Annotated in this window: 30 protein-coding genes and 1 other RNA gene; 13 read left to right on the top strand and 18 right to left on the bottom strand. The window is 71.1% G+C overall.

Annotation, left to right across the window (positions count from 1 at the left end; translation table 11 throughout):
- Positions 1-3 precede the first annotated feature (3 nt).
- Positions 4-1,674, bottom strand: coding sequence for a sulfatase-like hydrolase/transferase (locus JWN97_RS03835; protein ID WP_297618527.1), 1,671 nt, complete (start codon positions 1,672-1,674; stop codon positions 4-6).
- 101 nt (positions 1,675-1,775) lie between these two features.
- Between JWN97_RS03835 and JWN97_RS03830 the strand changes: the two genes are divergently transcribed.
- The 9 genes from JWN97_RS03830 to JWN97_RS03790 all read left to right on the top strand — a co-directional run bounded on the left by JWN97_RS03830 (position 1,776) and on the right by JWN97_RS03790 (position 9,594).
- Complete coding sequence (locus tag JWN97_RS03830; protein ID WP_297618524.1) at positions 1,776-2,771, top strand: zinc-binding alcohol dehydrogenase; 996 nt, start codon at positions 1,776-1,778, stop codon at positions 2,769-2,771.
- Entirely contained in the window at positions 2,759-3,154 is a 396-nt protein-coding gene (locus JWN97_RS03825) for a 6-carboxytetrahydropterin synthase (RefSeq protein ID WP_297618521.1), read from the top strand. Before JWN97_RS03830 ends, JWN97_RS03825 begins: the two co-directional genes overlap by 13 nt.
- Positions 3,151-4,209, top strand: a complete 1,059-nt coding sequence (locus JWN97_RS03820) for a glycosyltransferase family 4 protein (RefSeq protein ID WP_297618518.1) — start codon at positions 3,151-3,153, stop codon at positions 4,207-4,209. Before JWN97_RS03825 ends, JWN97_RS03820 begins: the two co-directional genes overlap by 4 nt.
- Entirely contained in the window at positions 4,206-5,150 is a 945-nt protein-coding gene (locus tag JWN97_RS03815; RefSeq protein WP_297618515.1) for a lysylphosphatidylglycerol synthase transmembrane domain-containing protein, read from the top strand. The genes JWN97_RS03820 and JWN97_RS03815 overlap by 4 nt, the downstream gene beginning before the upstream one ends.
- Complete coding sequence (locus JWN97_RS03810) at positions 5,143-5,871, top strand: dihydrofolate reductase family protein (protein ID WP_297618512.1); 729 nt, start codon at positions 5,143-5,145, stop codon at positions 5,869-5,871. The genes JWN97_RS03815 and JWN97_RS03810 overlap by 8 nt, the downstream gene beginning before the upstream one ends.
- 113 nt (positions 5,872-5,984) lie before the next feature.
- A complete protein-coding gene (locus JWN97_RS03805; protein WP_297618509.1) occupies positions 5,985-6,113 on the top strand; it encodes a hypothetical protein in 129 nt (42 codons plus the stop codon).
- Between the two features lie 77 nt (positions 6,114-6,190).
- The gene (locus JWN97_RS03800; RefSeq protein WP_297618505.1) at positions 6,191-7,996 is read left to right on the top strand and encodes an ABC transporter ATP-binding protein; all 1,806 of its coding nucleotides are present in this window, start codon (positions 6,191-6,193) and stop codon (positions 7,994-7,996) included.
- 26 nt (positions 7,997-8,022) lie between these two features.
- Positions 8,023-8,874 (top strand): serine/threonine-protein kinase, encoded by an 852-nt coding sequence (locus JWN97_RS03795; protein WP_297618503.1) that lies wholly within the window; start codon positions 8,023-8,025, stop codon positions 8,872-8,874.
- 216 nt (positions 8,875-9,090) lie between these two features.
- The gene (locus JWN97_RS03790; RefSeq protein WP_297618500.1) at positions 9,091-9,594 is read left to right on the top strand and encodes a helix-turn-helix transcriptional regulator; all 504 of its coding nucleotides are present in this window, start codon (positions 9,091-9,093) and stop codon (positions 9,592-9,594) included.
- 14 nt (positions 9,595-9,608) lie between these two features.
- On the opposite strand, the gene JWN97_RS03785 is transcribed toward JWN97_RS03790, so the two are convergent.
- The 11 genes from JWN97_RS03785 to JWN97_RS03735 all read right to left on the bottom strand — a co-directional run bounded on the left by JWN97_RS03785 (position 9,609) and on the right by JWN97_RS03735 (position 15,755).
- Positions 9,609-9,848 carry a hypothetical protein gene (locus JWN97_RS03785; protein WP_297618496.1) on the bottom strand — a complete coding sequence of 80 codons (240 nt, stop codon included), beginning with the start codon at positions 9,846-9,848 and terminating at the stop codon, positions 9,609-9,611.
- Positions 9,849-10,110: 262 nt separating this feature from the next.
- A complete protein-coding gene (locus JWN97_RS03780; protein ID WP_297618493.1) occupies positions 10,111-10,431 on the bottom strand; it encodes a hypothetical protein in 321 nt (106 codons plus the stop codon).
- Positions 10,432-10,734: 303 nt separating this feature from the next.
- The gene (locus tag JWN97_RS03775; RefSeq protein WP_297618490.1) at positions 10,735-11,454 is read right to left on the bottom strand and encodes a hypothetical protein; all 720 of its coding nucleotides are present in this window, start codon (positions 11,452-11,454) and stop codon (positions 10,735-10,737) included.
- A gap of 166 nt (positions 11,455-11,620) precedes the next feature.
- Positions 11,621-12,544 (bottom strand): phage major capsid protein, encoded by a 924-nt coding sequence (locus JWN97_RS03770; RefSeq protein WP_297618487.1) that lies wholly within the window; start codon positions 12,542-12,544, stop codon positions 11,621-11,623.
- An 11-nt stretch (positions 12,545-12,555) separates the two neighbouring features.
- On the bottom strand, positions 12,556-12,963 hold the full coding sequence (locus tag JWN97_RS03765) for a hypothetical protein (protein ID WP_297618484.1): 408 nt from the start codon (positions 12,961-12,963) through the stop codon (positions 12,556-12,558).
- Positions 12,960-13,526 carry a hypothetical protein gene (locus tag JWN97_RS03760; RefSeq protein WP_297618481.1) on the bottom strand — a complete coding sequence of 189 codons (567 nt, stop codon included), beginning with the start codon at positions 13,524-13,526 and terminating at the stop codon, positions 12,960-12,962. The genes JWN97_RS03765 and JWN97_RS03760 overlap by 4 nt, the downstream gene beginning before the upstream one ends.
- On the bottom strand, positions 13,523-13,828 hold the full coding sequence (locus JWN97_RS03755; RefSeq protein ID WP_297618478.1) for a helix-turn-helix domain-containing protein: 306 nt from the start codon (positions 13,826-13,828) through the stop codon (positions 13,523-13,525). Before JWN97_RS03755 ends, JWN97_RS03760 begins: the two co-directional genes overlap by 4 nt.
- Positions 13,829-14,612: 784 nt before the next feature.
- Positions 14,613-15,065, bottom strand: a complete 453-nt coding sequence (locus tag JWN97_RS03750) for a hypothetical protein (protein ID WP_297618466.1) — start codon at positions 15,063-15,065, stop codon at positions 14,613-14,615.
- Complete coding sequence (locus JWN97_RS03745) at positions 15,062-15,292, bottom strand: hypothetical protein (protein WP_297618463.1); 231 nt, start codon at positions 15,290-15,292, stop codon at positions 15,062-15,064. The genes JWN97_RS03750 and JWN97_RS03745 overlap by 4 nt, the downstream gene beginning before the upstream one ends.
- Positions 15,289-15,564, bottom strand: a complete 276-nt coding sequence (locus tag JWN97_RS03740) for a hypothetical protein (protein WP_297618460.1) — start codon at positions 15,562-15,564, stop codon at positions 15,289-15,291. Before JWN97_RS03740 ends, JWN97_RS03745 begins: the two co-directional genes overlap by 4 nt.
- Positions 15,564-15,755 (bottom strand): helix-turn-helix domain-containing protein, encoded by a 192-nt coding sequence (locus JWN97_RS03735; RefSeq protein ID WP_297618457.1) that lies wholly within the window; start codon positions 15,753-15,755, stop codon positions 15,564-15,566. The genes JWN97_RS03740 and JWN97_RS03735 overlap by 1 nt, the downstream gene beginning before the upstream one ends.
- Before the next feature lie 101 nt (positions 15,756-15,856).
- Between JWN97_RS03735 and JWN97_RS03730 the strand changes: the two genes are divergently transcribed.
- Together JWN97_RS03730 and JWN97_RS03725 are read left to right on the top strand one after the other, a co-directional pair.
- A complete protein-coding gene (locus JWN97_RS03730; RefSeq protein WP_297618454.1) occupies positions 15,857-16,483 on the top strand; it encodes a hypothetical protein in 627 nt (208 codons plus the stop codon).
- Positions 16,483-17,595 carry a site-specific integrase gene (locus JWN97_RS03725; RefSeq protein WP_297618451.1) on the top strand — a complete coding sequence of 371 codons (1,113 nt, stop codon included), beginning with the start codon at positions 16,483-16,485 and terminating at the stop codon, positions 17,593-17,595. The genes JWN97_RS03730 and JWN97_RS03725 overlap by 1 nt, the downstream gene beginning before the upstream one ends.
- Positions 17,596-17,624: 29 nt before the next feature.
- On the opposite strand, the gene rnpB is transcribed toward JWN97_RS03725, so the two are convergent.
- Together rnpB and map are read right to left on the bottom strand one after the other, a co-directional pair.
- Positions 17,625-18,021: RNase P RNA component class A (gene rnpB / locus JWN97_RS03720), an RNA gene on the bottom strand.
- Positions 18,022-18,130: 109 nt separating this feature from the next.
- Entirely contained in the window at positions 18,131-18,979 is an 849-nt protein-coding gene (gene map, locus JWN97_RS03715; RefSeq protein ID WP_297618448.1) for a type I methionyl aminopeptidase, read from the bottom strand.
- Between the two features lie 23 nt (positions 18,980-19,002).
- Between map and JWN97_RS03710 the strand changes: the two genes are divergently transcribed.
- A complete protein-coding gene (locus JWN97_RS03710; protein ID WP_297618445.1) occupies positions 19,003-19,227 on the top strand; it encodes a hypothetical protein in 225 nt (74 codons plus the stop codon).
- Here JWN97_RS03710 and JWN97_RS03705 read toward each other — a convergent pair whose 3' ends face one another.
- On the bottom strand, positions 19,228-19,764 hold the full coding sequence (locus JWN97_RS03705) for a hypothetical protein (RefSeq protein ID WP_297618442.1): 537 nt from the start codon (positions 19,762-19,764) through the stop codon (positions 19,228-19,230).
- Between the two features lie 74 nt (positions 19,765-19,838).
- Here JWN97_RS03705 and JWN97_RS03700 point away from each other — a divergent pair, with 74 nt between their 5' ends.
- Positions 19,839-20,117 (top strand): hypothetical protein, encoded by a 279-nt coding sequence (locus JWN97_RS03700; RefSeq protein WP_297618439.1) that lies wholly within the window; start codon positions 19,839-19,841, stop codon positions 20,115-20,117.
- Between the two features lie 10 nt (positions 20,118-20,127).
- Here JWN97_RS03700 and panB read toward each other — a convergent pair whose 3' ends face one another.
- The 3 genes from panB to JWN97_RS03685 form a co-directional block, all read right to left on the bottom strand.
- A complete protein-coding gene (gene panB / locus JWN97_RS03695) occupies positions 20,128-20,991 on the bottom strand; it encodes a 3-methyl-2-oxobutanoate hydroxymethyltransferase (RefSeq protein WP_297618436.1) in 864 nt (287 codons plus the stop codon).
- Between the two features lie 113 nt (positions 20,992-21,104).
- Positions 21,105-22,292, bottom strand: coding sequence for a PQQ-dependent sugar dehydrogenase (locus JWN97_RS03690; protein WP_297618433.1), 1,188 nt, complete (start codon positions 22,290-22,292; stop codon positions 21,105-21,107).
- A gap of 10 nt (positions 22,293-22,302) precedes the next feature.
- On the bottom strand, positions 22,303-23,187 hold the full coding sequence (locus JWN97_RS03685; RefSeq protein WP_297618429.1) for a GNAT family N-acetyltransferase: 885 nt from the start codon (positions 23,185-23,187) through the stop codon (positions 22,303-22,305).
- Between the last annotated feature and the right edge of the window lie 17 nt (positions 23,188-23,204).

The following is a 23,204-nucleotide window of genomic DNA, read 5'->3' as shown; positions in this document are numbered from 1 at the left end:
GGTTCACCGGGTGCTCGCCGGCGGGGTCCCAGTGTCGCCCTCGGGACCGAACGCGGCGAGGAACTCGTCGCGGAAGGCATCCATGCGCCACACGGGGGCGTCGGCCGTGGGGCGCAGCCCCAGGTCCCAGCCCCACGGCGTGATCCGATCGACCACACCCTGGTCGCGGGAGAGCACGGTGACGGGTACGTCGTGACCGGCGTCGTCCCCGGAGACGATGGTCGCCGGCTGGTGGTCGCCGACGAGGACCACGACGAGGTCGTCGTCGGCCGACGCCGACAGGAACGCGCTGACGGAGCGCAGGGAGTAGCCGATGGAGTCGGCGTACGCCGCCCGCACCCGGTCGGCATCCGGCCAGATGTCGGACTCCGAAGGCAGCGTCTCCGGCATGCCCTCGAAGACAGAGCCGTCGCCGATGGCGTCCTGCGGCACCAGGTGGGGGGTGCGCGACCACGGTGCGTGGCTGCTGATGAGGTCGATCTCGGCCATCACCGGTGCGCGGTCACGCGGAGCGAGCTCGAGGCGCCGGAACGCGTCGAGGATGAACTGGTCGGGCATCGTCGGGTAGCCGAACCGTGGGCCGGCGTAGCCGAGGTTGCGCGAGTCGTAGACGTGGTCGAACCCGTAGAAGGCGCCCTCCGGCCAGTCGCGGGTGTTCGCCGGCACCGCGGCCGCCGTGCGCCAGCCGGCACGGCCGAACAGGCTCGACAACGTCTCCCGGCGGGTGGTCACGAGGTGGTCGTAGCGCCGCTGGCTGTCGACCCAGAGTCCCGACTGGAGCGTGGAGTGCGCGAGCCAGCTGAGCGCGCCGAAGGTGGGCGAGGTGAGCCAGGCGCTGCGGGCGGACCAGCCCTGTCGTCCCAGGTCGCGAGCGCCGTCGGCGAGCGCGTCGGTGACGGGCCCGGAGAGTCCCGGGTCGTCGAGCGCGACGCGACCGTAGCTCTCGACGAAGACGAGCAGGACGTCCTTACCGCGCAGCCCGGTCAGGAGCTCGCCGGCCGGGGTGTCGCGCTCCGGGTCGCTCGCCGCGGCGCGGACGAACGCGCGCTGGTCACGCAGCTCGGACGGCACGCGCGCCACCTGGTCGAAGGCATAGGAGGCGGCGTCGTCCGAGGCCAGGGGGTGCGAGCCGACCTGCACGCCGAGGAGGCTGGCGGCCACCCACGCCGAGGCGAGGACGGCGACCAGGCGCGCGGCCGCCGGTCGGTGGCGACGGGCCACTCGCGCGAGGCGGCGTACGGCGAGCGGCACCAGCGCCACGATCCCGAGCAGGGTGAGCACCGCGCCGCCCAGCAGCAGCACACCGAGCGCGCCGGGAGCGGAGCCCCGGACGGTCTCGACGAGGTCCGGCCCGTAGCGCCAGTCGATCAACGGGTCGAAGGGCCGGTTCAGCGCCTCCACGAACCCGATGTCCAGGGCCCTGAGGACCGTCAGCAGCGCCAGGATGATCCCCGCTCCGGCGACCAGGAGACGACGCAGCGGGCGAGCGCGGTCCGGGAGCGCGAGCACCAGGCCGAGCAGCACGACCAGCTCGACCGGGAGCCGGAGGAAGGCGGTCGGGGTCACGTCCTCCAGCCGGTCGGGCACGACGAGGGCCACCACCACGACGACGAGCGCGAGCAGGGTCAGGGCCCCCGACAGCACCGTCGGGGTCCGGCGTTGAACCGTCGGCACCTCTCCTCCGTTCACCCCGTTGCAGGCAGCTCCAGGCAGCTCAAGAGTGGGAACGGAGCCGGGCGCCGTCCGGTTCACCCGCAAAGACCAGAGGTGGACGGATGCAGCGACACGCGCGGGCCTTCTGGGTCCGTGAGCCGGGGGTGGGCGAGATCCGGGACCTCGCGCTCACCGAGCCCCGCCCGCACGACGTGGTCGTGCGGACCGTGCGTTCCGCGGTCAGCCGCGGGACGGAGAGCCTGGTCTTCGGGGGACACGTGCCCGCGAGCCAGCACGACGCGATGCGGGCGCCCTTCCAGGACGGGGACTTCCCCGGGCCCGTGAAGTACGGCTACCTCAGCGTCGGCCTCGTCGAGGAGGGGCCCGACCCGCTGCTCGGGCGCCACGTCTTCTGCCTCCACCCGCACCAGACGGCGTACGTCGTGCCGGCCGCGGCGGTCACGCCGGTGCCCGAGGGGGTGCCGGTGGCCCGCGCCGTTCTGGCCGGGATGGTGGAGACGGCCGTCAACGCCCTCTGGGACGCGCCCCCGCTGGTCGGCGACCGGATCGTGGTCGTGGGCGCGGGGGTCCTCGGTTGCACGGTCGCCCGCCTCGCCTCGCGCGTGCCGCGCACGAGCGTGACGCTCGTCGACGTGGACCCGTCCCGGGCGCCGGTGGCCGCCGCTCTCGGCGTGGACTTCTCCCTGCCCGAGGACGCGGAGGCGGGCGCCGACCTCGTGCTCCACACCAGCGCCACCTCGGCCGGCCTGCAGCGCTCGCTCGACCTGCTCGCGGCGGAGGGGACGGTGCTCGAGCTCAGTTGGTACGGCGACGCGCCGACCACGGTGTCGTTGGGGGGCAGCTTCCACTCCGGCCGGCTCACGCTCCGGGCCAGCCAGGTGGGCCGGGTGGCGCCGGCGCGCCGGGACCGGCGTACGACTGCCCAGCGCCTCGCCCTCGCCCTCGACCTGCTGCACGACGACGCCTTCGACTGCCTGCTGACGGGGGAGTCGCCCTTCGAGTCACTGCCGGAGGTCATGCCGCGACTCGTGTCGGGCGCACTGCCGGCGCTGTGCCACGCGGTGACCTACGAGGAGGTGGCGGCGTGTTCGGCGTGACGGTCCGCGACCACATGATGGTGGCGCACAGCCTGCGCGGCGAGGTGTTCGGGCCCGCGCAAGGGCTGCACGGTGCGACCTTCGTCGTCGATGCGACCTTCCGCGGCGACGCGCTCGACGACGACGGCATCCTCGTCGACATCGGGCGCGCGACCGACGAGCTGAGGCGGGTCGTGGCGGAGCTGTCCTACCGCAACCTCGACGACGTCGCCGCGTTCGCCGGGCGCAACACCACGACCGAGGTGCTCGCCCGCCACGTGGCGGACCGGCTGGCCGAGCAGGTCGCGGCCGGCGCGCTGGGGCCGGTGCCGCACGTCAGCGCCGTCGTCGTCACCCTCCACGAGTCCCACGTCGCGTGGGCCAGCTACGAGCGGGCGCTGTGACGCCGGCCGTGCTGCACCTCGTCGTCCCGGCGGGCATCGACGACCCGACGCGGGCGAGCGGCGGCAACACCTACGACCGCCGTTTGTGCGCAGCCCTGCGCGACCAGGGCCATCGGGTGCGCGTCGTCGAGGTCGACGGTGGTTGGCCGTGGCAGCCGGGGCCCGGCGCGACGAACCTCGAGCGGGCCCTGGACGGGATCCCGGACCACGCCTCGGTGGTGGTCGACGGCCTGCTGGCGTCGCGACTGCCGAAGGTCATGACGTCCGCGAGCCGCCGGCTCCGGATCGTGCTGCTGATGCACCTGCCGGCGGGGGTCGACGACCGGGGGGCCCGGCGCGCGGAGCGCGAGGTGGCGGCGGCCGCCGCCTCGGTGCTCACGCCCAGCGCGTGGTGTCGCGGTTGGCTGGTCGAGGAGTACGACCTTGACCCGGCGCGCGTGCACGTCGCCCACCCCGGCGTCGACCGGGCTCCCACCGCCCGCGGGTCGGCGGACGGCGGCTCGCTGCTCACTGTGGGCAGCATCTGTGCGGTCAAGGGCCAGGACCGGCTGCTGGCGGCTCTCGCCGGCCTCGCCGACCTCCGGTGGCGCTGGACCTGCGCGGGTTCGACGTCGGTGGAGCCCGCCGCCGCGGCACACCTGCGGCACACGGCGGACGAGCTCGGGCTGGGGGACCGGGTCGCGCTCGCGGGCGCCCTGGGTGGGCCCGACCTGGACGAGGCCTATGCACGGGCCGACCTCCTGGTGCTGCCCAGCCGCACCGAGACCTACGGCATGGTCGTGACCGAGGCGCTCGCTCGCGGACTGCCGGTCGTTGCCGCCGACGTCGGGGGCGTGCGCGAGGCGATGGGGGAGACCGCCCGCGGGCGCTACCCCGGCATCCTGGTGCCCGCCGGCGACGGCCCGGCGCTGGCCATGGCGCTGCGCCTGTGGCTCACGGGCGCCTCGCTCCGCGAGGACCTGCGCGCGACGGCTCGCGAGAGGCGACGCGGGCTCGCGGGGTGGCCGGCCACCGCGGCGCTCGTGGCCGACGTCGTTCGGGACGTGGCGGCATGAGGACGTCCTGGCGGTGGGTGGCGGGCGCGTGCGTGCTGGCGTACGTCGTGCACCGGGTGGGTGGTGGCTCCGTCCTGGCGGGCCTGCGAGCCGTCGACGTCGGGCCCCTCGCACTCGGCACGGGCATCGCCGCCGTCACGACGCTGGCGTGTGCCTGGCGCTGGCACCTGGTCGCGCGGGAGCTCGGGATGGACGTGCCGCTGCCGACGGCGGTGGCGGCCTGCTACCGGGCGCAGTTCCTCAACACGGTCCTGCCCGGCGGTGTGCTGGGCGACGTCCACCGCGGCCTGCGGCTCGGCCGACCGACCCGGGAGACCGGGCGGGCGCTCCGGACGGTCGCCTGGGAGCGGTTCGCCGGGCAGGTCGTGCAGGCGGCCCTGGCCGTGGTCGTCCTGGTGCTGCTCCCGTCGCCCGTGCGCCCACTGCTGCCCTGGGTGCTCGCGATCGTGGCCGGGGCGGCCGCGATCCTGGTGTCGCTGGTGCTGCTCGCGCCGAGCAGTGACGCGTGGTGGTGTCGCGTGGCGCGCACGGTGCGCGACGACGTACGGCTCTCTCTCCTGGTGCGGCGGTCGTGGCCGGGGGTGGTCGCGGCGTCGTGCGTCGCCACGGTCGGCTACGTCGCCACCTACGTCGTGGCGGCCCGCGCGGTCGGGGTGGACGCTCCCGTCGCGAGCCTGGTGCCGCTGGCGCTGGTGGTGCTGGTCGCCGCCGGCATCCCGCTGAACCTGGCCGGGTGGGGACCGCGTGAGGGCATGGCCGCCTGGGTGTTCGCGGCGGCCGGGCTGGGTGCCGCCACGGGCTTGGCGACGGCGGTGGCCTACGGCGCGATGGTGCTGGTCGCCAACCTGCCGGGTGCCGTCGTGCTGGCGGTGGCGTGGCGCACCCCGGCGCCCGCGCCCACCGCCGAGGTCGCGGCCGCAGGAGGCGGGTCGCATGCCTGAGCGGCCCTACACGATCCTCAGCTGCAGCATCTCGCTCGACGGCTACCTCGGCAGTGGCACCGACGAGCGCCTCGTCCTGTCCAACGAGGCCGACCTCGACCGCGTCGACCGGGTGCGCTCCGAGTGCGACGCGATCCTGGTGGGCGCCGGGACGGTGCGCGACGACAACCCGCGGCTGCTGGTCCGCGACCCCGCCCGTCGCGCGCAGCGCCGCCAGCGCGGCCTCGCGGAGTCGCCCACGAAGGTGACCCTGACCCGCCACGGGCACCTCGACGTGGCCAGCAACTTTTTCGCGACCGGCGACACCGAGAAGATCGTCTACTGCCCGCGCGGCTCGGTCGCTGCCGCCCGCCGCCGCCTCGACGGGGTGGCGACCGTCGTCGACGGCGGCGCCCGGGTCGAGGTCGGCCGCCTCACCGAGGACCTCTACGACCGCGGCGTGCGCCGGCTCATGGTCGAGGGCGGCGGCCACGTGCACACCCAGTTCCTGACCGCGGCGGCGGCGGACGAGCTCCACCTCGTGGTCGCCCCGTTCTTCGTCGGCACGTCGCAGGCCCGGCGCTTCGTGGGCGACGGTGCCTTCCCCTGGAACCCGGGGCACCGCGCGCGCCTCGCCGAGACGCTGCAGATCGGTGACGTGGTGCTCCTGCGCTACGCCCTCTCGTCGCGCTTCGAGGAGAGCCCGCACGACCTGCCGCACGGCGGCGCCGGGGGGTCCTAGTACCAACGGACATCTGCCCAACTGGACCCGCTGCCTCATAGCGTCGAGCCATCAGCCGGTCCCAGGAAGACACCTCGCAGGACCGGGACGAACCATCGATGGAAGGAGGAGCCATGGGATTCAGCGCCTACCAGACGCGGGGCCGTGGTCGTGGCCGCGGCCGCAACTCGACCGGCACCCACACCAACACCAACACCAACACCAACACGGGCACCAGCACCCGCACCCGCACCGGTCACTGACCGGAGCTCCCTGGGACGGGCGAGGCCCCCACCTCGCCCGTCCCTCCCCGTTCCTGCAACTCACCCCAGGAGACCCGATGTCGCGCACCCCCACCCGGCCCGCGCGGTCGGGCCTGCGGGTGCGCGACGTGGTGCGCCGCTTCTGGCCCTACGCCGCTCCTCGCAAGGGCTGGATGCTCGTCGCCCTGCTGCTCGCAGCCATCAGCCCGGCCCTGCTGTCGGTGGAGATCTGGCTCTTCAAGGTGGTCGTCGACGACGTGCTCATCCCGCGCGACTTCGGCCTGTTCCCCCTGGTCGCCGCGACCTACGTCGGCCTCACGCTCGTCCAGGCGGTCTGCGACGGCGCCGACCGCCTGCTGTCCACCTGGCTCAGCCAGCGGTTCCTCGTCGACGTACGCACCGCGTTGCTGGAGCACCTGCAGCGGCTGCCGCTGGAGTTCCTCTCCCGCAGCCGCCTCGGCGACGTCATGAGCCGGGTGTCGGGAGACGTGTCCGCGATCGAGTCCTTCCTGGTGTCCGGGGCGAGCAGCGCGGTCTCGAGCCTGCTGCAGCTCGTCTTCTTCTCCGCCGCGCTCTTCGTCCTGCAGCCGCTCCTCGCGCTGGTCGCGCTGGTGGTGACGCCCCTGTTCTGGGCCACGTCGCGCTACTTCGCCCGCCGGCTCAAGGAGATCTCCCGGGAGAAGCAGCGCCGTTCGGGCACGCTCAACACCTCCCTCGAGCAGACGCTGAGCACGCTGCCGCTGGTGCAGGCCTACGACCAGGGCGGTCGCGAGGTGCAGCGCTACGTCGCCGAGGCGGAGGGCAAGTACCGCGCCGAGATGGCCTCGGCACGCCTGCGCTCGCTCTACAGCCCGACGCTGGACTTCATCGAGCTCCTGGGCGCCCTCGTGGTCATCGGCACGGGCGCGTGGCTGCTGTCGCAGGACCGCCTCACCGTCGGTGGCCTGCTCGCCTTCCTGACCTTCCTCAGCCGGCTCTACGGCCCGGTGCGCGGGCTGGGCAGCACCATCACGAACGCCTTCTCCGCCTCCGCGGGGGCCGAGCGCGTGATCGAGCTCCTCGACGAGCCGACCCTGCCCCCCGACCGGCCCGGAGCCGTCAGCCTCGACGCGGGTCGCGGGGAGCTGTCCTTCGAGGACGTCGGCTTCACCTACCCCGGGTCGAGCGTCCCCGCCGTGCGCCGTCTCACCTTCTCCGCCGCGCCGGGCGACGTGGTCGCCGTCGTCGGCGCCAGCGGGGCGGGCAAGTCGACCCTGGCCGGGCTGCTGAGGCGCAGCCTCGACCCCGACACCGGCTGTGTCCGCATGGGGGGCCGCGACCTGCGCGACCTGACGCGCGCGTCCGTACGCCGTCACGTGGCGGTGGTGCTGCAGGAGACCCTGCTCGTCGACGGCACCGTGCTCGACAACATCGTCTTCGGACGACCGTCCGCCACCCGCGCCGAGGTCGAGCAGGCCGCGCGGGACGCCGACGCCCACGCCTTCATCACCGCCCTGCCCGACGGCTACGACACCCGGGTGGGGGAGCGCGGGCGCCGCCTGTCGGGCGGTCAGGCCCAGCGGGTGGCCATCGCCCGCGCCCTGCTGCGCGACGCCCCGGTGCTGCTGCTCGACGAGCCCACGACCGGCCTGGACGTGCTGTCGGCGCGGCGGGTCACCGAGCCGTTGCGCCGGTTGATGGCCGGGCGCACCACCGTCGTGATCTCGCACAGCCTCGCCAGCGTCCGGGAGGCCAGCCTGATCCTGGTCATGGACCGCGGCGAGGTGGTCGAGCGCGGCAGGCACGACGAGCTCCTGGAGCGCGACGGCCGATACGCCGAGCTGTGGCACGCCCAGGTCGTCACCGGGCGTGACGCCGTGCCGGCCGAGCCGGTGGGCGTGTGATGAGCGTGGGCCGGGCGGAGCCACCGGTGCTCGAGGAGGGCGCGCTCATCGCACCCGGCTACCAAGTGGTCGGGCTCCTGTCGCGCGGCTCCGCGCTCGACGTCTACGAGGTGTGGTCCGAGGAGCGGCTGTGCAGCTGCGTGGCCAAGACCGTGCGGCCCGACCGGGCCGACGTGCTGCGTGTGCGGAGCCGGTTGCTGCAGGAGGGCTGGCTGTTGAAGGAGCTGGCCCACCCGCACCTGCCCCGCGCCTTCGAGACGGTCGAGGGCGACGCCCCGGTGGTGATCCTCGAGACCGACGTCGGCCTGACCCTCGAGGAGATCATCGACATGCGGCAGCGACGACTCCCGGTGACCGACCTGTGCCACCTCGGCCGGCAGCTCGCCTCCGCCGTCCGCTATCTGCACGGTCACGGCTACCTGCACCTGGACATCCGCCCCGGCAACGTCATGGCCCACGGGGGCACGGCGACCCTCATCGACCTCAGCATCGCCCGCCCGCCTGGCCCGGTGCGTCGCGGGACCGGCACCCAGGAGTACCTCGCCCCCGAGCAGGCGCTCGGCGAGGTCGTCTCGGCCGCGTCCGACGTGTGGGGCCTGGGGGCGACGCTCCACGAGGCGACGACGGGAGTCGCGCCCTTCGCTCCTCGCGACGAGGACGAGCGCGAGGCGTTCGGCCGCGGCGACTTCCTGCAGCTGGTGCGTACGGCCCCGCCGATCGCCTCCCTGCGCTTGCGCGTGCCGGCGCCGTTCAGCGAGCTCGTGGCCGCGTGCCTGGCCACGGACCCCGCGGACCGTCCGACGGTCCTCGAGGTGCACGACGGGCTGGGGGAGGTCCTGGCCGCGAGCAGCCGGGACAGGGAGTGGGTCGGCCTGTAGGCCGGGAACGGGCCCCGCCTGAGTGCTTGCGTTGGTTGGCGGTGGCTATGTGCCACTGACCTGCGCAAACGTCCTGCCGACCGTTGGCAGGCGGTGACCTCATGCGGCTGTCTTGCGGACTATCTGCGGACCGCCGCCCACGTAAGTCGGCCCCGGTCGGTGCTACGAACACCGAGCCGAGGCCTAGGAGCAGCACCCACCTAGAAGGCACCCCCCATGAACACATCAGACCAGATGCAGACCACCGAGACCATCAACGCCGGAGAGGTCGTCGCCGGCAACATCGCTGAGGAGCTGAGCCGCCGCGGCTGGGACTACGAGCAGCTCGCGGACGCAGCCGGCCTCTCACTGCACAGGCTCACGTCGTACGCCGGTGACGCGAGCAGCATGACGATGAACGAGCTGTGGGCGGTTTCAGTCGCCCTCGACATCCGCGTGCGGGAGCTCGTGGCTCCGGGTGGTCGCGGGCCGATCCCGGACCCGTCGAAGTGGGGCACCCGAGCACCCGGGGCTGACGAGACCTTCGACGTCGACGAACTCGTCACGGCGTCACCCGACGCACTGCGAGCCCTCACCGTGTCGCTGGACGCGATCAACGCCGCTCGGGGCACGCACCACACCGTCGAGACCGTTGCCGGCGACCTCGGCATGATCCCGCCGTTGTCGGTAGCCGAGGTGGGGCAGATGGCCCGACACATCGGCGGCGTCCTGATGGCCTGACCCCCGCCGGCTCATCAGTAGGAGCGTGCGCGGCTGAGCTTGCTCTGTCCCGTCGGCGAGGGCTTCTCGGGAGCCCTCGCCGACGTCGTTTGCGTCCGAATGATCTGCGCCAACTGCTCATCGGTGAAACGCCAGTCGGTCCGCGTGAGGCGCACGTACGGCCAGCCGTTGCGACGCACCAGACGCTTCAGCTCGCCCTCGGACATGTCCCACTCGGCGGCCAGGTCGGCGGCCTTGGTCAGGCGCTCAGGCATCGGGGCGGGGGTCGTCATCTGTTGCTGACGACGTGCCCACATTGATCGCACGTGACCCGCTCCAGCCCGTCGCCTAGGCGGTCCGGGCTGATCGTGTCTACGTGGAATGCGGTCCCGCTGCACTCAGGGCAGGGTTCGCGCTTGGCGGGTCTGATGGGTGCGGCCATGCGCCGCACGCTACGCCTCAGAGCGCGAGCACGACAGACAACACCCCCGGCGCGACAATCGCCGGGGGTGGTCTGCGTTTCTGGAAACCCTTGTGTCAGGCGTCAGCTAGCTCGGCCTTCTGCGACAGTCTCTCGACGGTCCATCCGGGAGTAGCGCCTCCGGCAGCGTGGATGGCAGACCGAATGCAGGAGTCAGCGGTGACCACGGCGTCGTCGAAGTCATCACTCTCTGCGACCACTTCGATGGTCACAAGCCGGAGGTCGCTGTCATAGGAGACCGCCGGGTCGGAGATGCCGCAATCACTGTCCGCCAGCTTGACGAGCTCCTCCATAACGGCACCGAGTTGCTCGTCGATTGGCTCAGCGTCCTCGTCGATCCGAACATTGAGGTCCACGGTTACGTCAATCGAGATCACTTTGTCTCCTCCTTTCGACTGCATGGCTGTCGCTCTAGCCACTTCAACGCGTTACGCACGTAGTTTGCTCCCGAGGGTGTCAGGTGAATCCACCTCATGTGCTTTCCACATGGGCAACGCACCCTGTAGTAGGTAGGAGGATCATCGATCTTCCAGCCCGCCTCGTCGAATGCCTCGAGCAACACCCCTATGTGCTTGTCCTTGGCCTTCTGCCAGTAACGGCCCACGAGGAAGCTCACCCCCGAGCCGTTGTGTTCGTCGCGTGTAGTCAGTGGGCCAACTATGGCACAAGACCGGGAACGGCTAGGAGCATCGAGGAAGTCGGCGGTCGTCAGGCACGTACGTCGAGTCGAGCTGGCCGTCGGTCGCATCGTTTGGCAACTCGCCTGCGAGACGCTCGAGCCAGTCTTGCTGTCCGCTCGCACCGGTGACGAAGTCCGGTCCCACCACGGGCGTCCGTGCGGAGTCGTAGTGGCCCGCGATGGTCTCGAAGTGTTCGGCCGCGCGCGGGCTTACATAGAGCGGTCCGTCGATCTCGGCGAACTGTGATCGTTGGTAGCCCGGGATGGAGCCCAAGCCCGGGAGCAAGCCGTACTGCACTCTTCCTCCGAGCCGGACCCGGCCGACGACGGCCGCCTTGTCTGGGTGCCGGCCAAGCTGAGAGTCGCGCGCCAAGAACGAAGCCAGGTGCGACACCGCTCGCATGCTCCGAATCCCACAGCTGCAGTCCTTGGCGACCAGACCCCGGCACCCGGTGTTCCAGAAGCACTCGGCCTCCTGGATCACCGCGGGGGACCACAGCCAGCAGGTGCCACTGTTCGTCCACGGATTCCGCAGCAACCCGGTGGTCGGGTCGATCCGCCACATTCGCCAGCCGGCCTCGGTCCACTCGACCGGTTCACGCTCCGGTGCTCGGGTCCGGTACACCCGAACCTCGGCGGGAGGCTCCCACCGGCTCACGGAGAGCGCACGGGCGCGCTCAGGGCTGTCCCGCCACTGCGCATACTCCTCGGCACGGTTCATTCGACTGGTCTTCTCTAGTGGTCAGGCCAGGGGACGGTCGGCGTCGGTCACGGCTGCTCCCGCATGGTGACGTAGTTCGGTCCCTCGGCGACCTCGAGCAGGCGGTCGAGTTCGGCCTCCACGATCGCCGTGGCGACCACAAGCACCTTCTCCGCGGGGCTCATCATCAGATCCCGGTGATGGTCACGAAGGCGGCCGGGCGGAAGATGACGAACGCGACCCGGATCTCCGCGCGGATCGCCTGCTTGCCCTCGACGAAGAACGTGCCGTGACTGTTGCTGACCTTGAGCGTGATCGCCTTCTTCACCTTGAGCGCCGTGTAGTTGGCGAAGTCGCCGATGAGCCCAGTGCCGGCCGTGAGTCCGTCGTTCTCGTAGCGGGGGACGTTCCACATCTTCGACGTGTCGATGAACGGCGCCTGGAGGTCGACCGCGGCGGCCACGTCGATGTCCTCGGAGTCGGCCGGGTTGAGCGCGAGCAGGTCCGCGTTGCCGTAGCCGGGCGTCTTGACCTTGGTCCGCGCCTTGCGGACGGCCACGGCGATCGTGTCGGCACCCTTGGGCTGGGTCTGGATGCCGGCCGTGTTCAGGATCCCGCGCATGTTCGGCGCCGTGCCATTGCCGACGAGCATCTGCAGCTCGGTCCGCTGACGCAGCATGAAGCCGAGGCGCTGGTCGATGTAGCCGGGAAGGCCGGCCGTGTCCTCCAGCGTCTCGTCGGTGACGGGCAGCCACACCACGACCTTGGAGACGTCGACCGTGCGCTCGGTGAAGCCCAGGGCCGCCTCCCCGTACGTGCCCCCCTCGGCGACCTCAAGCGCGTTGTTCGTGAAGGTGGTCTCCTCCATGAACGTGTAGGGGTCCGAGTCGGTGGGCGTGGCCGTGACCAGGTCCATCAGGGTCGGCGTGCGGGTGGCGATGGAGACGCTGACCGCGCCATCCCGGCCGGTATCCGGGACGTACGTCGAGGTGGTCATCAGCGTCTTGACGTCGACCCCCTTCACCTCGATCTCGGGGCCGCTGCACCCCTTCAGGGGCTTGGTGGCGCCGCCTCCGTCGACGAACGCCTGTCCGATGCTCTTGCTCTTCATGGTGGATCCCTTCACCAGTTGGCGATCATGAGTTGGGTGGCCTTGTGGTTCTCGTGGGCCACGCGCGCCCGCGCGGCCACGGTCTCGAGGCCGAGTCGGTGGAGCTCTTCGAGCTGCTTCTTGGACTGGTCGGCCATCCCCTCCATCTCCGCGAGGAGGTGCGCCGGCGCGGCCTTGATGCCTCCGGGGTGGTTTCGCCAGGTGACCATGAGCTGGTTCTCGTGCGCACGCCGCGCCAATTCCAGGCGGCTCCACTCGGCCCGGGCCTTGGCCTCGCGCTCCATCGCCCTGTCCAGGGCCGCCTCTGCCCGGACGATCCCAGGGGTACTGGCGGGCTTGAGATGGTCGGACGGACTGACGAGGTCGCCTGTCCGGTGCACACCCTGGTTGTGGACGGCGCAGCAGGTGCAGGTGTTCACGGGGTCTCCTTCAGGTACTTGCTCTGGAGCGCCTGCATCCCGGTGCGGATGCGGAGCGCGGTGGCGATGCTGTGGAGGTCTGGGTCGACGTGGCTGGCGGCCTTGGCGACGAGAGTCCGGGTGGCCCCCGGGCCCGCAGCGCCGAGGAGAACGGGTGAGACCTCCTTGACCCGGATCGACTTCAGCAGGTTCGCCGGCTCTCCCTGCCAGGTCCCGCGCTCCGACACCACGTCGTGGAGCGAGTAGGACCACTCACCCAGCTCGCCGAGCTCCTTGACGATCTCGAACGTGTCGCGGCCGGACTCGGTGCTCATGAAGAACTGGCCCTCGAGAATGGCCACGGTGGGCGTCGTGCGGATCTTCCCGCGGCCGACCGGCAGTGCGCCGTAGTGCGACTGGTGGCCGTACGCCGAGATGACGACCTCGGCACCGTCCTTGATCGCGCCAGGCAGCGTGACATCGCCGTCCAGGTCGAGGTGGTTGAACGTCGAGAAGACGGCCGACACCTCGCCCTTGGCCGCGTTCTTAACGACCACGTCCGAGAAGTTCTTGGTCTGGGTCACGATGCCTCCCGCATGTACGTCTCGATGTCCTCGCGGGCGATCAACCTGCGACGGCCTGCCTTCTGGCTGGGGAGGTGGCCGGCAGCGATGAGCCGGTCGAGGTGCTTGGTCGAGATCTGAAGCAGCTCGGCCGCCTCGGACCGACTCACCGCCGTGGAGCGACCACCTGTCCCACCAGAAGCGTCGCCGGATCCAGCGGCCGGCGCATCCGATGTCCCCTCCAGTCCCTTCCAGTCCTCCTCAGGGGTCAGCACCAGCTCAGCGATCAGGTCGCGCACCTCTGCCTTCAGGGCCGGATCCATCTGCCCAGCTCGAGCCAGTGCGTTGCCGTGCGCCATGACCGCGTTCGTCAGGAACCGACGGAGACGGGGAGAGAGCGCGCTCACCACAACCCCCCGGGGGTGGGGGTCGGACGTGATGCACGACCCCCGTCCACCCCAGCTCCGTTCCTCGGATCTCTCTCTCCGCGCACTGAAAAACCCCCTGAGACCTCGCGACGCTGAGCGATCAGAATCATCAGGTAGTCGTCGCCCTCGACGGCCTCAGCCAACGTCTTCGGCTTGACCTTGGCGGGCTGCTCGTCTGGAGCGACGGAGCGCAGTCGGGTTTTGCGGCCAGCCATCGCGATCCACCTCCACCGAAAAAAAGCTCAGGGACAGACGAAAGGAAGCGAGCTGGGGTGGATGGCCTGCGGGGCCTACGTGTCGACCCCTCCCCCCGGGGATGCGTCCAACGATCTGCCGGGGAGAGACGCCGAAAAGCGGGGCAGAGGTCCCAGGAGACGTGCCTCGCCGTGACTGAGGGCCCCCCGGGTCCATGCCCTTCAGCGGGTTGTCGCTGGTCATGCCAGCACCTCGCCTCTCGCTGGGAGGGGGAGGGGGAGGGGGGGGTGCGGAGAGAGAGATGCGGAGTTTGGAGCTGGGGTGGATGGGCCAGCGTCTGGACGTGCTGGCCCCTCCCCGGGGGGGAGCAGCGGTATGGAGACCGAACGCGGTGCCCTCGGGCACCAGCTCAGGTGCACGACTCGCACGATGCCGGCGTGCTCGACGGCCGGCGAGTGGCAGTGCTCGCAGCGCGTAGTGATCGTCATGGCGTGACCTCCATCGTGTCCGGCCACCCGGTTGTTGGTGCCTCCGTCGTAGCTGCCTGTTTGTCTGTCTGTCTGTCTGGGTAACCGGTTACGTCATCGCTTACAGATGGCTTGGCTCGAGCACGGTAGGCAGCCTGGTTCCGCTTGTTCTTGGCGCGGTTGTTCTGCTGTGCCACGATCGAACTGCGGATGACGTCGGAGTGGTGGACGATCTCGTAGTCCTGCTGGTTGATCCGCCACCATCCGTGGTTCACCAGCTCTTGGATCGCGAGCTCGACGTGGGGTGAGCCGGCGAACCTGGGCACCAGCCGAGTGGGAACCCGGCAGTCGATCCGCTCCACTCGGTAGAGCCAGCTGATCGCCTCGTGGTGTGTGCGGTAGGCAGCGTCTGACAGGTCGACGTTGGCGCAGTCGTCGGCGAACTCATCGCCAGTCTTGGTCCAGGTCATGCGACGTCACCCAGCTCGAGGGCCAGCAGCTCGACCCATTCGTTCCGCTCGTCCTCCGAGCGGCACATCACGGCCTTGTTGCGGCACGCCCGGGCGATCTCGTCGCAGGCCGGCGTGCCCACCGCGGCGAAGTCGTCCGCGCGCTTGAGCCAGTACCGGGCCGAGCCCTGGAGTAGCAGATCGATGATGAGCAGCTGGGCGATCCGATCGATCTTCTCCGGGGTCACCAGAGACCGCCCGGGTCAGGTGCAGCCGCCCGCGGGGTGTTGGCCGGGTTCCGCTCCACAGCGCGTCGACCGGTGATGACGACGTCGTAGTTCAGCGCCTCGGCTGCCGCGACGACGTCCCTAGCAGATGACTCTTGCAGGCTCCAGCCACGGCGAACGGAGGACCAGAGCGGCGCTCGACCGGTCACGGAGATGACGATGTCGCGGGAGCCGTAGCCCCGGACCAGGGAGCCAACGCCGGCGAACTCGACCTCGAGCACCCGGCGGCCCATCAGACTGCGTCCGGGCCGACGCCGGTTCGCGCCTCGGCGAGGAAGGCCTCGACGTCCTCGCGGGCGTAGAGCACGCGACGGCCCACCTTGAAGGACTTGGGGCCCTTGCTGACGTGCCTCCAGTAGCGAACAGTCTCGACTGGGGTGCGCAGCAGGTCAGCGACCTCGGTGGTGGTCATGTAATCAGGCATCTTCGCTCCCGGGTAGTACTTGTCAGGTACTACCACCGTGGACTACTCTGGCCGCGAGGTACATAGTTGGAAGTACCACCGACGGCGAAGGAAGTACTACCTTGCGAGCGAGCGAAGGCAACGGAGGTTGGGTCGAGGTCGAGGACGACGACCTTGGTCTTCCTGGTCGCACCTATGTGCGATTGTCGGATGTTGACGGGATAGACCGGGTCACTGAGATCTATATCGACGGCAGGGGCGAGGCGATCCAGCCCGGCGCGATCCGCCGTTTTCCGCTGGCCGTGCTGGAGCAGTGGCTCTCAACCTGGTCGAGCAAGGCACGCCGCGGAGTGGCAGGCCCAGATCTGAGCCGGCTGGCGTCGCACTTCGGAACAACCTGGGGAGATCGGCAGGCCACCATCCACAACTGGGTCGCGCTGTCGTGGTTTGCCCAGTACCCGAAGTCAGACATCCGCCAGCCAAGAATGGGAGACCGGTCGCGCAACGCAGCTCCTACGGAGCTCGTCTTGCCACCGCTGCGTCTGCAAGCACCTGAGGCTGGGCTGACGGATGGGTTTCTTTCGGACGTCGGCAAGGCGTACGACGCAGCCATCGCTCGAGGCCTGCCGCCGGCCGTGACGATCGCGGATCTGGCAGGCGTCACCAAGAAGACCGCGCAGTCGTGGATCTACAAGGCGCGCAAGCGCGGCCTCATGCTGCCTGCCAAGAGCAAGGGAAGGATCGTCTGATGGCCAGTGTCGCCAAGCGCCCGAATGGCCAGTGGAGGGCTCGCTACAGGGACTCCGCCGGTCGTGAACACTCCAAGCACTTCCCCCGGAAGGTCGATGCCCAGCGGTGGCTCGACGAAGTCACCACGTCCGTCGTCACCGGACAGTACGTCGACCCCAACGCCGGTCGCATGACCTTCCGTGAGTACGCCGAGAAGTGGCGCGACGCGCAGGTGCACCGTCCCTCGAGCCAGGCGCACGTCGAGACGATGCTGCGCCGGCACGCCTACCCGACTCTCGGCGACCGGCCGCTGTCCACGATCCTGCCCAGCGAGGTCCAGGCGTGGGTGAAGCGGCTCAGTGTCGGGGGAGCGGACCAGCGCCCTCTGGCGCCGTCAACCGTGTCCGTCGTGCACTCGATCGTGTCGTCGGTCTTCAAGGCCGCCGTGCGCGACCGCCGCATCCCGGCCAACCCGTGCGAGGGCACGCGGCTGCCGAAGCGTGAGCGGTCGAAGGTCGTCCCGATCATGACAGACCAGGTCGAGACGTTGACGGCGGCCATGCCGGCCGAGCTCCGGGCGCTCGTGACGTTCGCAGCCGGGACCGGGGTGCGTGGCGGGGAGCTGCGCGGCCTGACGCTCGACCGGGTGCACTTCCTGCGCCGTGAGGTGACCATCGATCGCCAGCTGGTCGGTACCGGCACGACCCCCGTGTGGGGCCCTCCGAAGACGGAGGCGAGCTACCGGACCATCCCGGTTCCGAACGTCGTGCTCGAGGCGCTGCAGCAACACCTGGCGGCGTACGACGTCGAACCGGGTGGCCTGCTGTTCACGCTCTCTGGTCTCCCGATCTCTCGGCAGGCGTTCGGCCACCAGTGGCGCCCAGCGGCTCGAGCAGCGGGCATCCCAGCCGGTCAGGGCCTGCACGCGCTGCGGCACTACTACGCCTCGCTCTTGATCCGCCACGGCGAGTCCGTGAAGACGGTCCAGGCGCGGCTGGGGCACGCCTCGGCCGCGGAGACGCTGGACACCTACTCGCACCTCTGGCCGGACTCTGACGACCGCACCAGGGACGCCGTTGACGCCGTTCTCGGCGCTCGTGCGGACTCTGTGCGGACTGGCGGGGCCGTCTGATGGCTCCGGTGCAGGTCAGAGGCTTGTTGGGAGTGGGTCGGCCTGTAGGCCGGGTTCTGTCCCTCACCTGAAAAGTAGCTCAGGCGCGGGGGCGACCATCCATCTGCGACGACCGTTGCCGGCCGCCTGGTGCGATCTACCCGGATGCTCGGGCGGGCCGCCCTCGAACGCATCCTGTCTGATCTTGCTCCGGGTGGGGTTTGCCTAGCTGCGCCGGTCGCCCGGCGCACTGGTGGTCTCTTGCACCACCGTTTCACCCTTACCGCTCCCGTGAGGGAGAGGCGGTCTGTTCTCTGTGGCACTGTCCCGCGGGTTTCCCCGGGTGGCTGTTGGCCACCACCCTGCCCTGTGGAGCCCGGACCTTCCTCGACCAGCCGCCCAGAGCCGAAGCCCAGGACGGCGGACCGCGGCCGCCCGGCCGACCCACTCGGGACGGAAGCCTAGCGCTGCCGGGGCCGACCCACGCGATCCGCGCGTCGACCTGGGGTGGAGGTAGACGCAGCGGGCCGGGATGCCGATCGGGTGTGTGTCCCGGTCAGGGGTGGGTGAGGACCTCGGCGCCGGTCTCGGTGACGAGCAGGGTGTGCTCGAACTGCGCGGAGCGCCGGCGGTCCTTCGTCACGACGGTCCAGCCGTCGTCCCACATGTCGTAGTCGGGGGTGCCGAGGTTGAGCATCGGCTCGATGGTGAAGGTCATCCCGACGCGGATCTCGTCGTCGAAGCGCTCGTCGTCGTAGTGGGGGATGATCAGGCCGGAGTGGAACGACGTGCCGATGCCGTGGCCGGTGAAGTCGCGGACCACGCCGTAGCCGAAGCGCCGCGCGTAGGCCTCGATCACCCGGCCGATGATGTTGACCCGGCGGCCCGGCTTGACCGCCTTGATGGCTCGGTCGAGGGACTCGCGGGTGCGCTCGACGAGCAGGCGCGACTCCTCGTCGACCTCGCCGGCGAGGAAGGTGGCGTTGGTGTCGCCGTGGACGCCATCGATGAAGGCGGTGATGTCGATGTTGACGATGTCGCCGTCCTCGACCACGCGGGAGTCCGGGATGCCGTGGCAGATGACCTCGTTGACGCTCGAGCACAGCGACTTGGGGAAGCCGCGGTAGCCCAGGGTCGAGGGGTATGCGCCGTGGTCGCACAGGAACTCGTGGCCGATCCGGTCGAGCTCGTCGGTGGTCACGCCGGGCACCACGTGCGAACCGACCAGCTCACGGGCCTGGGCGGCCAGCCGGCCGGCGACCCGCATCCGGGCGATCGTCTCGGCGTCCTTGACCTCCTCGCCGGTGAAGCGCTGCGGCGCCGGTCGGTCGACGTACTCGGGGCGGACGACGTGCGCGGGCACGACGCGCCGCGGGGAGATCAGGGCAGGGGCGACGGCAGACACGTGCGCGAGTGTAGTTTCGAGGTATGAGCGAGAACGAATACTGGTTCTGCCTGAAGCACCACACGGTCGAGGGCACCGACGGCTGCAAGAACGCCGACCGGCTCGGCCCCTACGCCTCGTCGGAGGAGGCCTCCCGCGCGCTGGAGAAGGTGCAGGAGCGCAACGAGGCCTGGGACAACGACCCGGCCTGGAACGACGACGGCTCCGGCTCGGGCGACGGCCTCACCGACGGCACGCCCGACAGCTGATCACTTCCTCCGCTTCTTGCCCTTGAGGGGCGAGACCGACTGAGCCAGGTCGGCGGCGGTGCGGACGCTCTTCAGCGCCCGCTTGGTGTTCTTGTCGAGGCTCTTGGTGAGCTCGGCGATCGCCGCTTCGTACTGCTGGCTGACGCGGGCCGCGGTCTCGGCGGCGACACGCTCGGCCGTCTCCTGGGCGACCTTCTGGATGAGTGCCGCGGTGCTGAGGGCTTGGGCACCGGCGTCGACGGCGCGCTCGGTGGGCGACTTCCGGGCCGCCGTCGCCACCGGCTTGGGGGCCGGGGGTGCGGTCCGGGTGGGCGTCGTCCGCCTGGCCGTCGTCCGCTTCGCGGGAGCCTGCTTCGCCGTCGTCTTCTTCGCCGTCGTCTTCGTGGCGGTCGTCTTCGTGGTGGGGGACTTCTTGGCGGTCGTCTTCTTGGCAGTCGTCTTCTTCGCGGGAGCCTTCGCGGCCGCCGCCTTCTTCGCGGGAGCCTTCTGGGTGGGGGCCTTCTTGGCCGCCGTCTTCTTGACCGGGGTCTCGCTCACAGCTCACTCCTCGCGTCGGTGGATGCCTGATCCTGCCCCGCCCCGGTGCCGTTGTCACCGGCTAGCGTGTCGGCGTGCGTCAACCCCCGGTCCGCGAGCCCCTGTCGCCGTGGCCGTTCGTGGGCCTCGTGGGCCTGGCGTGCGCGGCCTTCCTGATCGGCGCCACCCCGGTCGCGGTCGGTGCACCGTGGTGGGCGATCACGCTGCTGGCCCTGCTGTGGCTGGCCGCGATGCTGCTCGCGATCGCGTGGTTCACCACCCGCCCGCGGACCGTCGCGATGGTCCCGGTGGTGCTGGGCCTCGTGTGGATCGCGACCGTGCTGGGCGGCGCCAGGTTCCTCGGCTGGACCTGACGGCGCGGCGTCAGAACGTGTGCTCGGCGCCCGGGAAGGTGCCGCCGCGGACGTCGTCGGCGTACGCCCGGGCCGCGTCGAGCAGGACCGCGTGCACGTCGGCGTACTGCTTGACGAAGCGCGCCATCTTGCCGGTGCGCAGCCCGAAGGCGTCCTGCCACACCAGCACCTGGCCGTCGCAGCCGGCGCCGGCGCCGATGCCGATGGTGGGGATGGTGAGCTCCTTGCTGATCTGCTCGGCCACGTCGCCGGGCACCATCTCCATGACGACGGCGAACGCACCGGCCTCCTGGACCGCGAGCGCGTCGGCGACGATCCGGTCGCTGGCCTCGCCGCGCCCCTGGACGCGGTAGCCGCCGAGGGTGTGCTCGCTCTGCGGCGTGAAGCCGATGTGCGCCATCACGGGGATGCCGCCCTGCGTGCACTTCTCGATCACGGGCACCATCTCGGCGCCGCCCTCGAGCTTGACGGCGTGGGCGCCCGCCTCCTTCATGAAGCGCACGGCGGTGAGGTAGCCCTGCTCGGGCGAGGCCTGGTAGCTGCCGAACGGGAGGTCGCCGACGACCATCGCCCGCTTCGCCGAGCGCGCCACGGCGCGCGTCAGGGGGAGGAGCTCGTCGACCGTGACGGGCAGCGAGGTCTCGTTGCCGAAGACGTAGTTGGACGCCGAGTCACCGACCAGGAGGAGGTCGATGCCGGCCTCGTCGAAGGTGGCGGCGGTGTACATGTCGTACGCCGTGAGCATGGTGATCTTCTCGCCGCGCTCCTTCATCTCCCGCAGGTGATGGGTGCGTACGCGCCTGGCCGGGGCCGGGGCCGGGGCGGCGGCGGGGCCGGAGCCGTAGGGCGCCGTCTCCTCGGGCTGTCCTGACATGGGTCGCTCCTCGTCATCTCGCGGCTCCCTGGTGGAGTCCACGGACCACGTCTCAGGCTAGTGCCGACCAGGGGTCGTGGCGCTGTGTCGAGGGTCACGTCGGCACCCTCCCGTCATCGGGGTGAGACCCGCAGGACCCGGTCGTCGGTGCCGTTGTCGGTCGTCAGCAGCAGGTCGCCGTTGCGCGCCGAGGTGACCGAGCGCAGCCGGCCGAAGCGTTGCAGTCGTGCGGGCCGGGTCACCGAGACGAGGGCGCCGGCGGCGTCGAAGCGCATGAAGAGCACCTCCGAGCCCTTGAGGGCGGCGACGGCGAGCGTGCCCTCGAGGCTGCCCCACTGGGAGCCGCGCACCCAGGCCGCGCCCGAGGTCGCGATCGTCGGGTCACCGGAGGACCAGGCGGCCTCCTGCTGCACCCCGGGCAGGCCCTGGTCGGTCATCGGCACCGACTCGTCGTACCCCGGGACCGGGTTCCAGCCGTAGTCCCCACCGGGCACGAGGAGGTTGACCTCGTCGTCGCGGTAGCTGCCGTGCTCCACCGACCAGAGCGACCCGTCCGCGCGCTGGGCGAGGCCCTGCACGTTGCGGTGGCCGTAGGTCCACACGAAACGGCGGGCGGACGACGCGTCGGCGTAGGGGTTGTCGGGCATCGGCGCGCCCGTGCGCCGGTGGACCCGCAGCACCTTGCCGCCCAGCGAGTCGAGGTCACGCGGGTTGGTGCCGATCGCCGCGTCGCCGGTGCCGACGACGAGGCCGTCGCCCTCGCGCTCGAGCAGCAGGCGGCAGCCGCCGTGCCGACCGGAGGATGACGGCAGGCCCGAGAGGACGACCGTGCGGTGGGAGAGCCGGCGCCACGTCGCGTCGACGCGCCAGCGCGTCACGCGCACCTCGTGGCCGCCGTCGGTGGTGGCGCCGTGGCACGCCCAGAGCGTGCGGGAGCCGGTGTCGACGGCGACCGACATCAGCCCGGTCTCGCCGGAGACCCACACCAGCTTCGCCAGGTGGGCGAGGGTGCGCCGCCTGCCGTTGCGTACGACGTCGATGCGGGCGCGGTCGCGCTCCGTCACGACGAGCCGTCCGCCGGGGCCCTGCTGGACGTCCCACGGGTGCTCCAGGCCGCGGGCGGCCGCCCTGACGCGGAGCTGCGGGACGCGGGCCTCGACACCTGATTCGGCACGGGTCCCGGCTCGGGTCTCGGACGCGCCGCCGGAGTCGGCCACCGACGGCGGCAGGCCGGCGAGCAGGCCACCCGCGAGGGCGGCGAGGGACAGGGACAACGAGGTGGTGCGGAGGTGGCGGCGCACGTCGGCGACGCTAGTCCAGCGGGAGTGCGCGCGCCACCATCGTGCTGCGACGCGTGGTGGCGTACCCGAGGCGCTCGTTGAGGCTGCGCATCGCGGCATTGCCGTCCTGGGTCCATGTGTAGACCTCGGAGATCCCCGCATCGCGGGCCCAGGCAAGCGTCCGGAGCTTGAGGTGGACGGCCAGGCCGCGGCCGCGCCAGTCCCGGCGCACAGCCGTCAACGCGTTCTCGGCGCGGCCCGGCACGTCGGTGTCGACGATCAGCCCGGCGCACCCGACGACCTGGCCGTCGTGGACCGCCAGGAACATCGGGTCGCCGAGCCACGAGGTCACCCACCGCTCGGGCGTGACGTCGATCGTCGTGGAGAGCGCGAAGTCGGCGAGCACCTCGCGTCCGAAGGTGTCGAGGCTGGCTGCCCAGAGTCCCGGGACCTGCGACTCGAGCACCACCTCGATGCCGTGGGGCGCGCGATCCGGCGGCGGGGCGTCCTGCACCGCACGGGTCTGCTCGACCTCGTGGTCGGTGTCCTCGAACCCGCAGGAGTGCGCGAACGCCAGCGACTCCTCGTCGTCGACCGTGGCCCGCGCGCGGGGCAGGTCGAGCCCGGTCAGGTGCTCACCCAGCCGTCGCAGCAGTGCGGTGCCGATGCCGCGTCGCCGGTGCTCGGCCACGACCCGCGGGGCGAGCGACCCCATGGCCGCCGAGTCCGACCGGTCGGCCAACCCGGAGCCCACGACGACGCCACCCTCGCGGGCCAGCAGCATCAGCCGCGTCTCGCTCTCGTCCTGCCGGCGCAGCTCCTCGACGGAGTCGCAGCGCTCGTAGGGCAGGACCGCGATCCGCACCTGCCGCCACTCCTCGTAGTCCGCGTCGGTGGTGCACGGAGTGATGTCCATGTCGGCACCGTAGGCGA

Origin of the sequence: Nocardioides sp. (genome assembly GCF_025965415.1) — a bacterium.
In the GTDB taxonomy this organism is placed as follows: domain Bacteria; phylum Actinomycetota; class Actinomycetes; order Propionibacteriales; family Nocardioidaceae; genus Nocardioides.
This window is presented reverse-complemented; position numbering and strand designations above follow the sequence as displayed.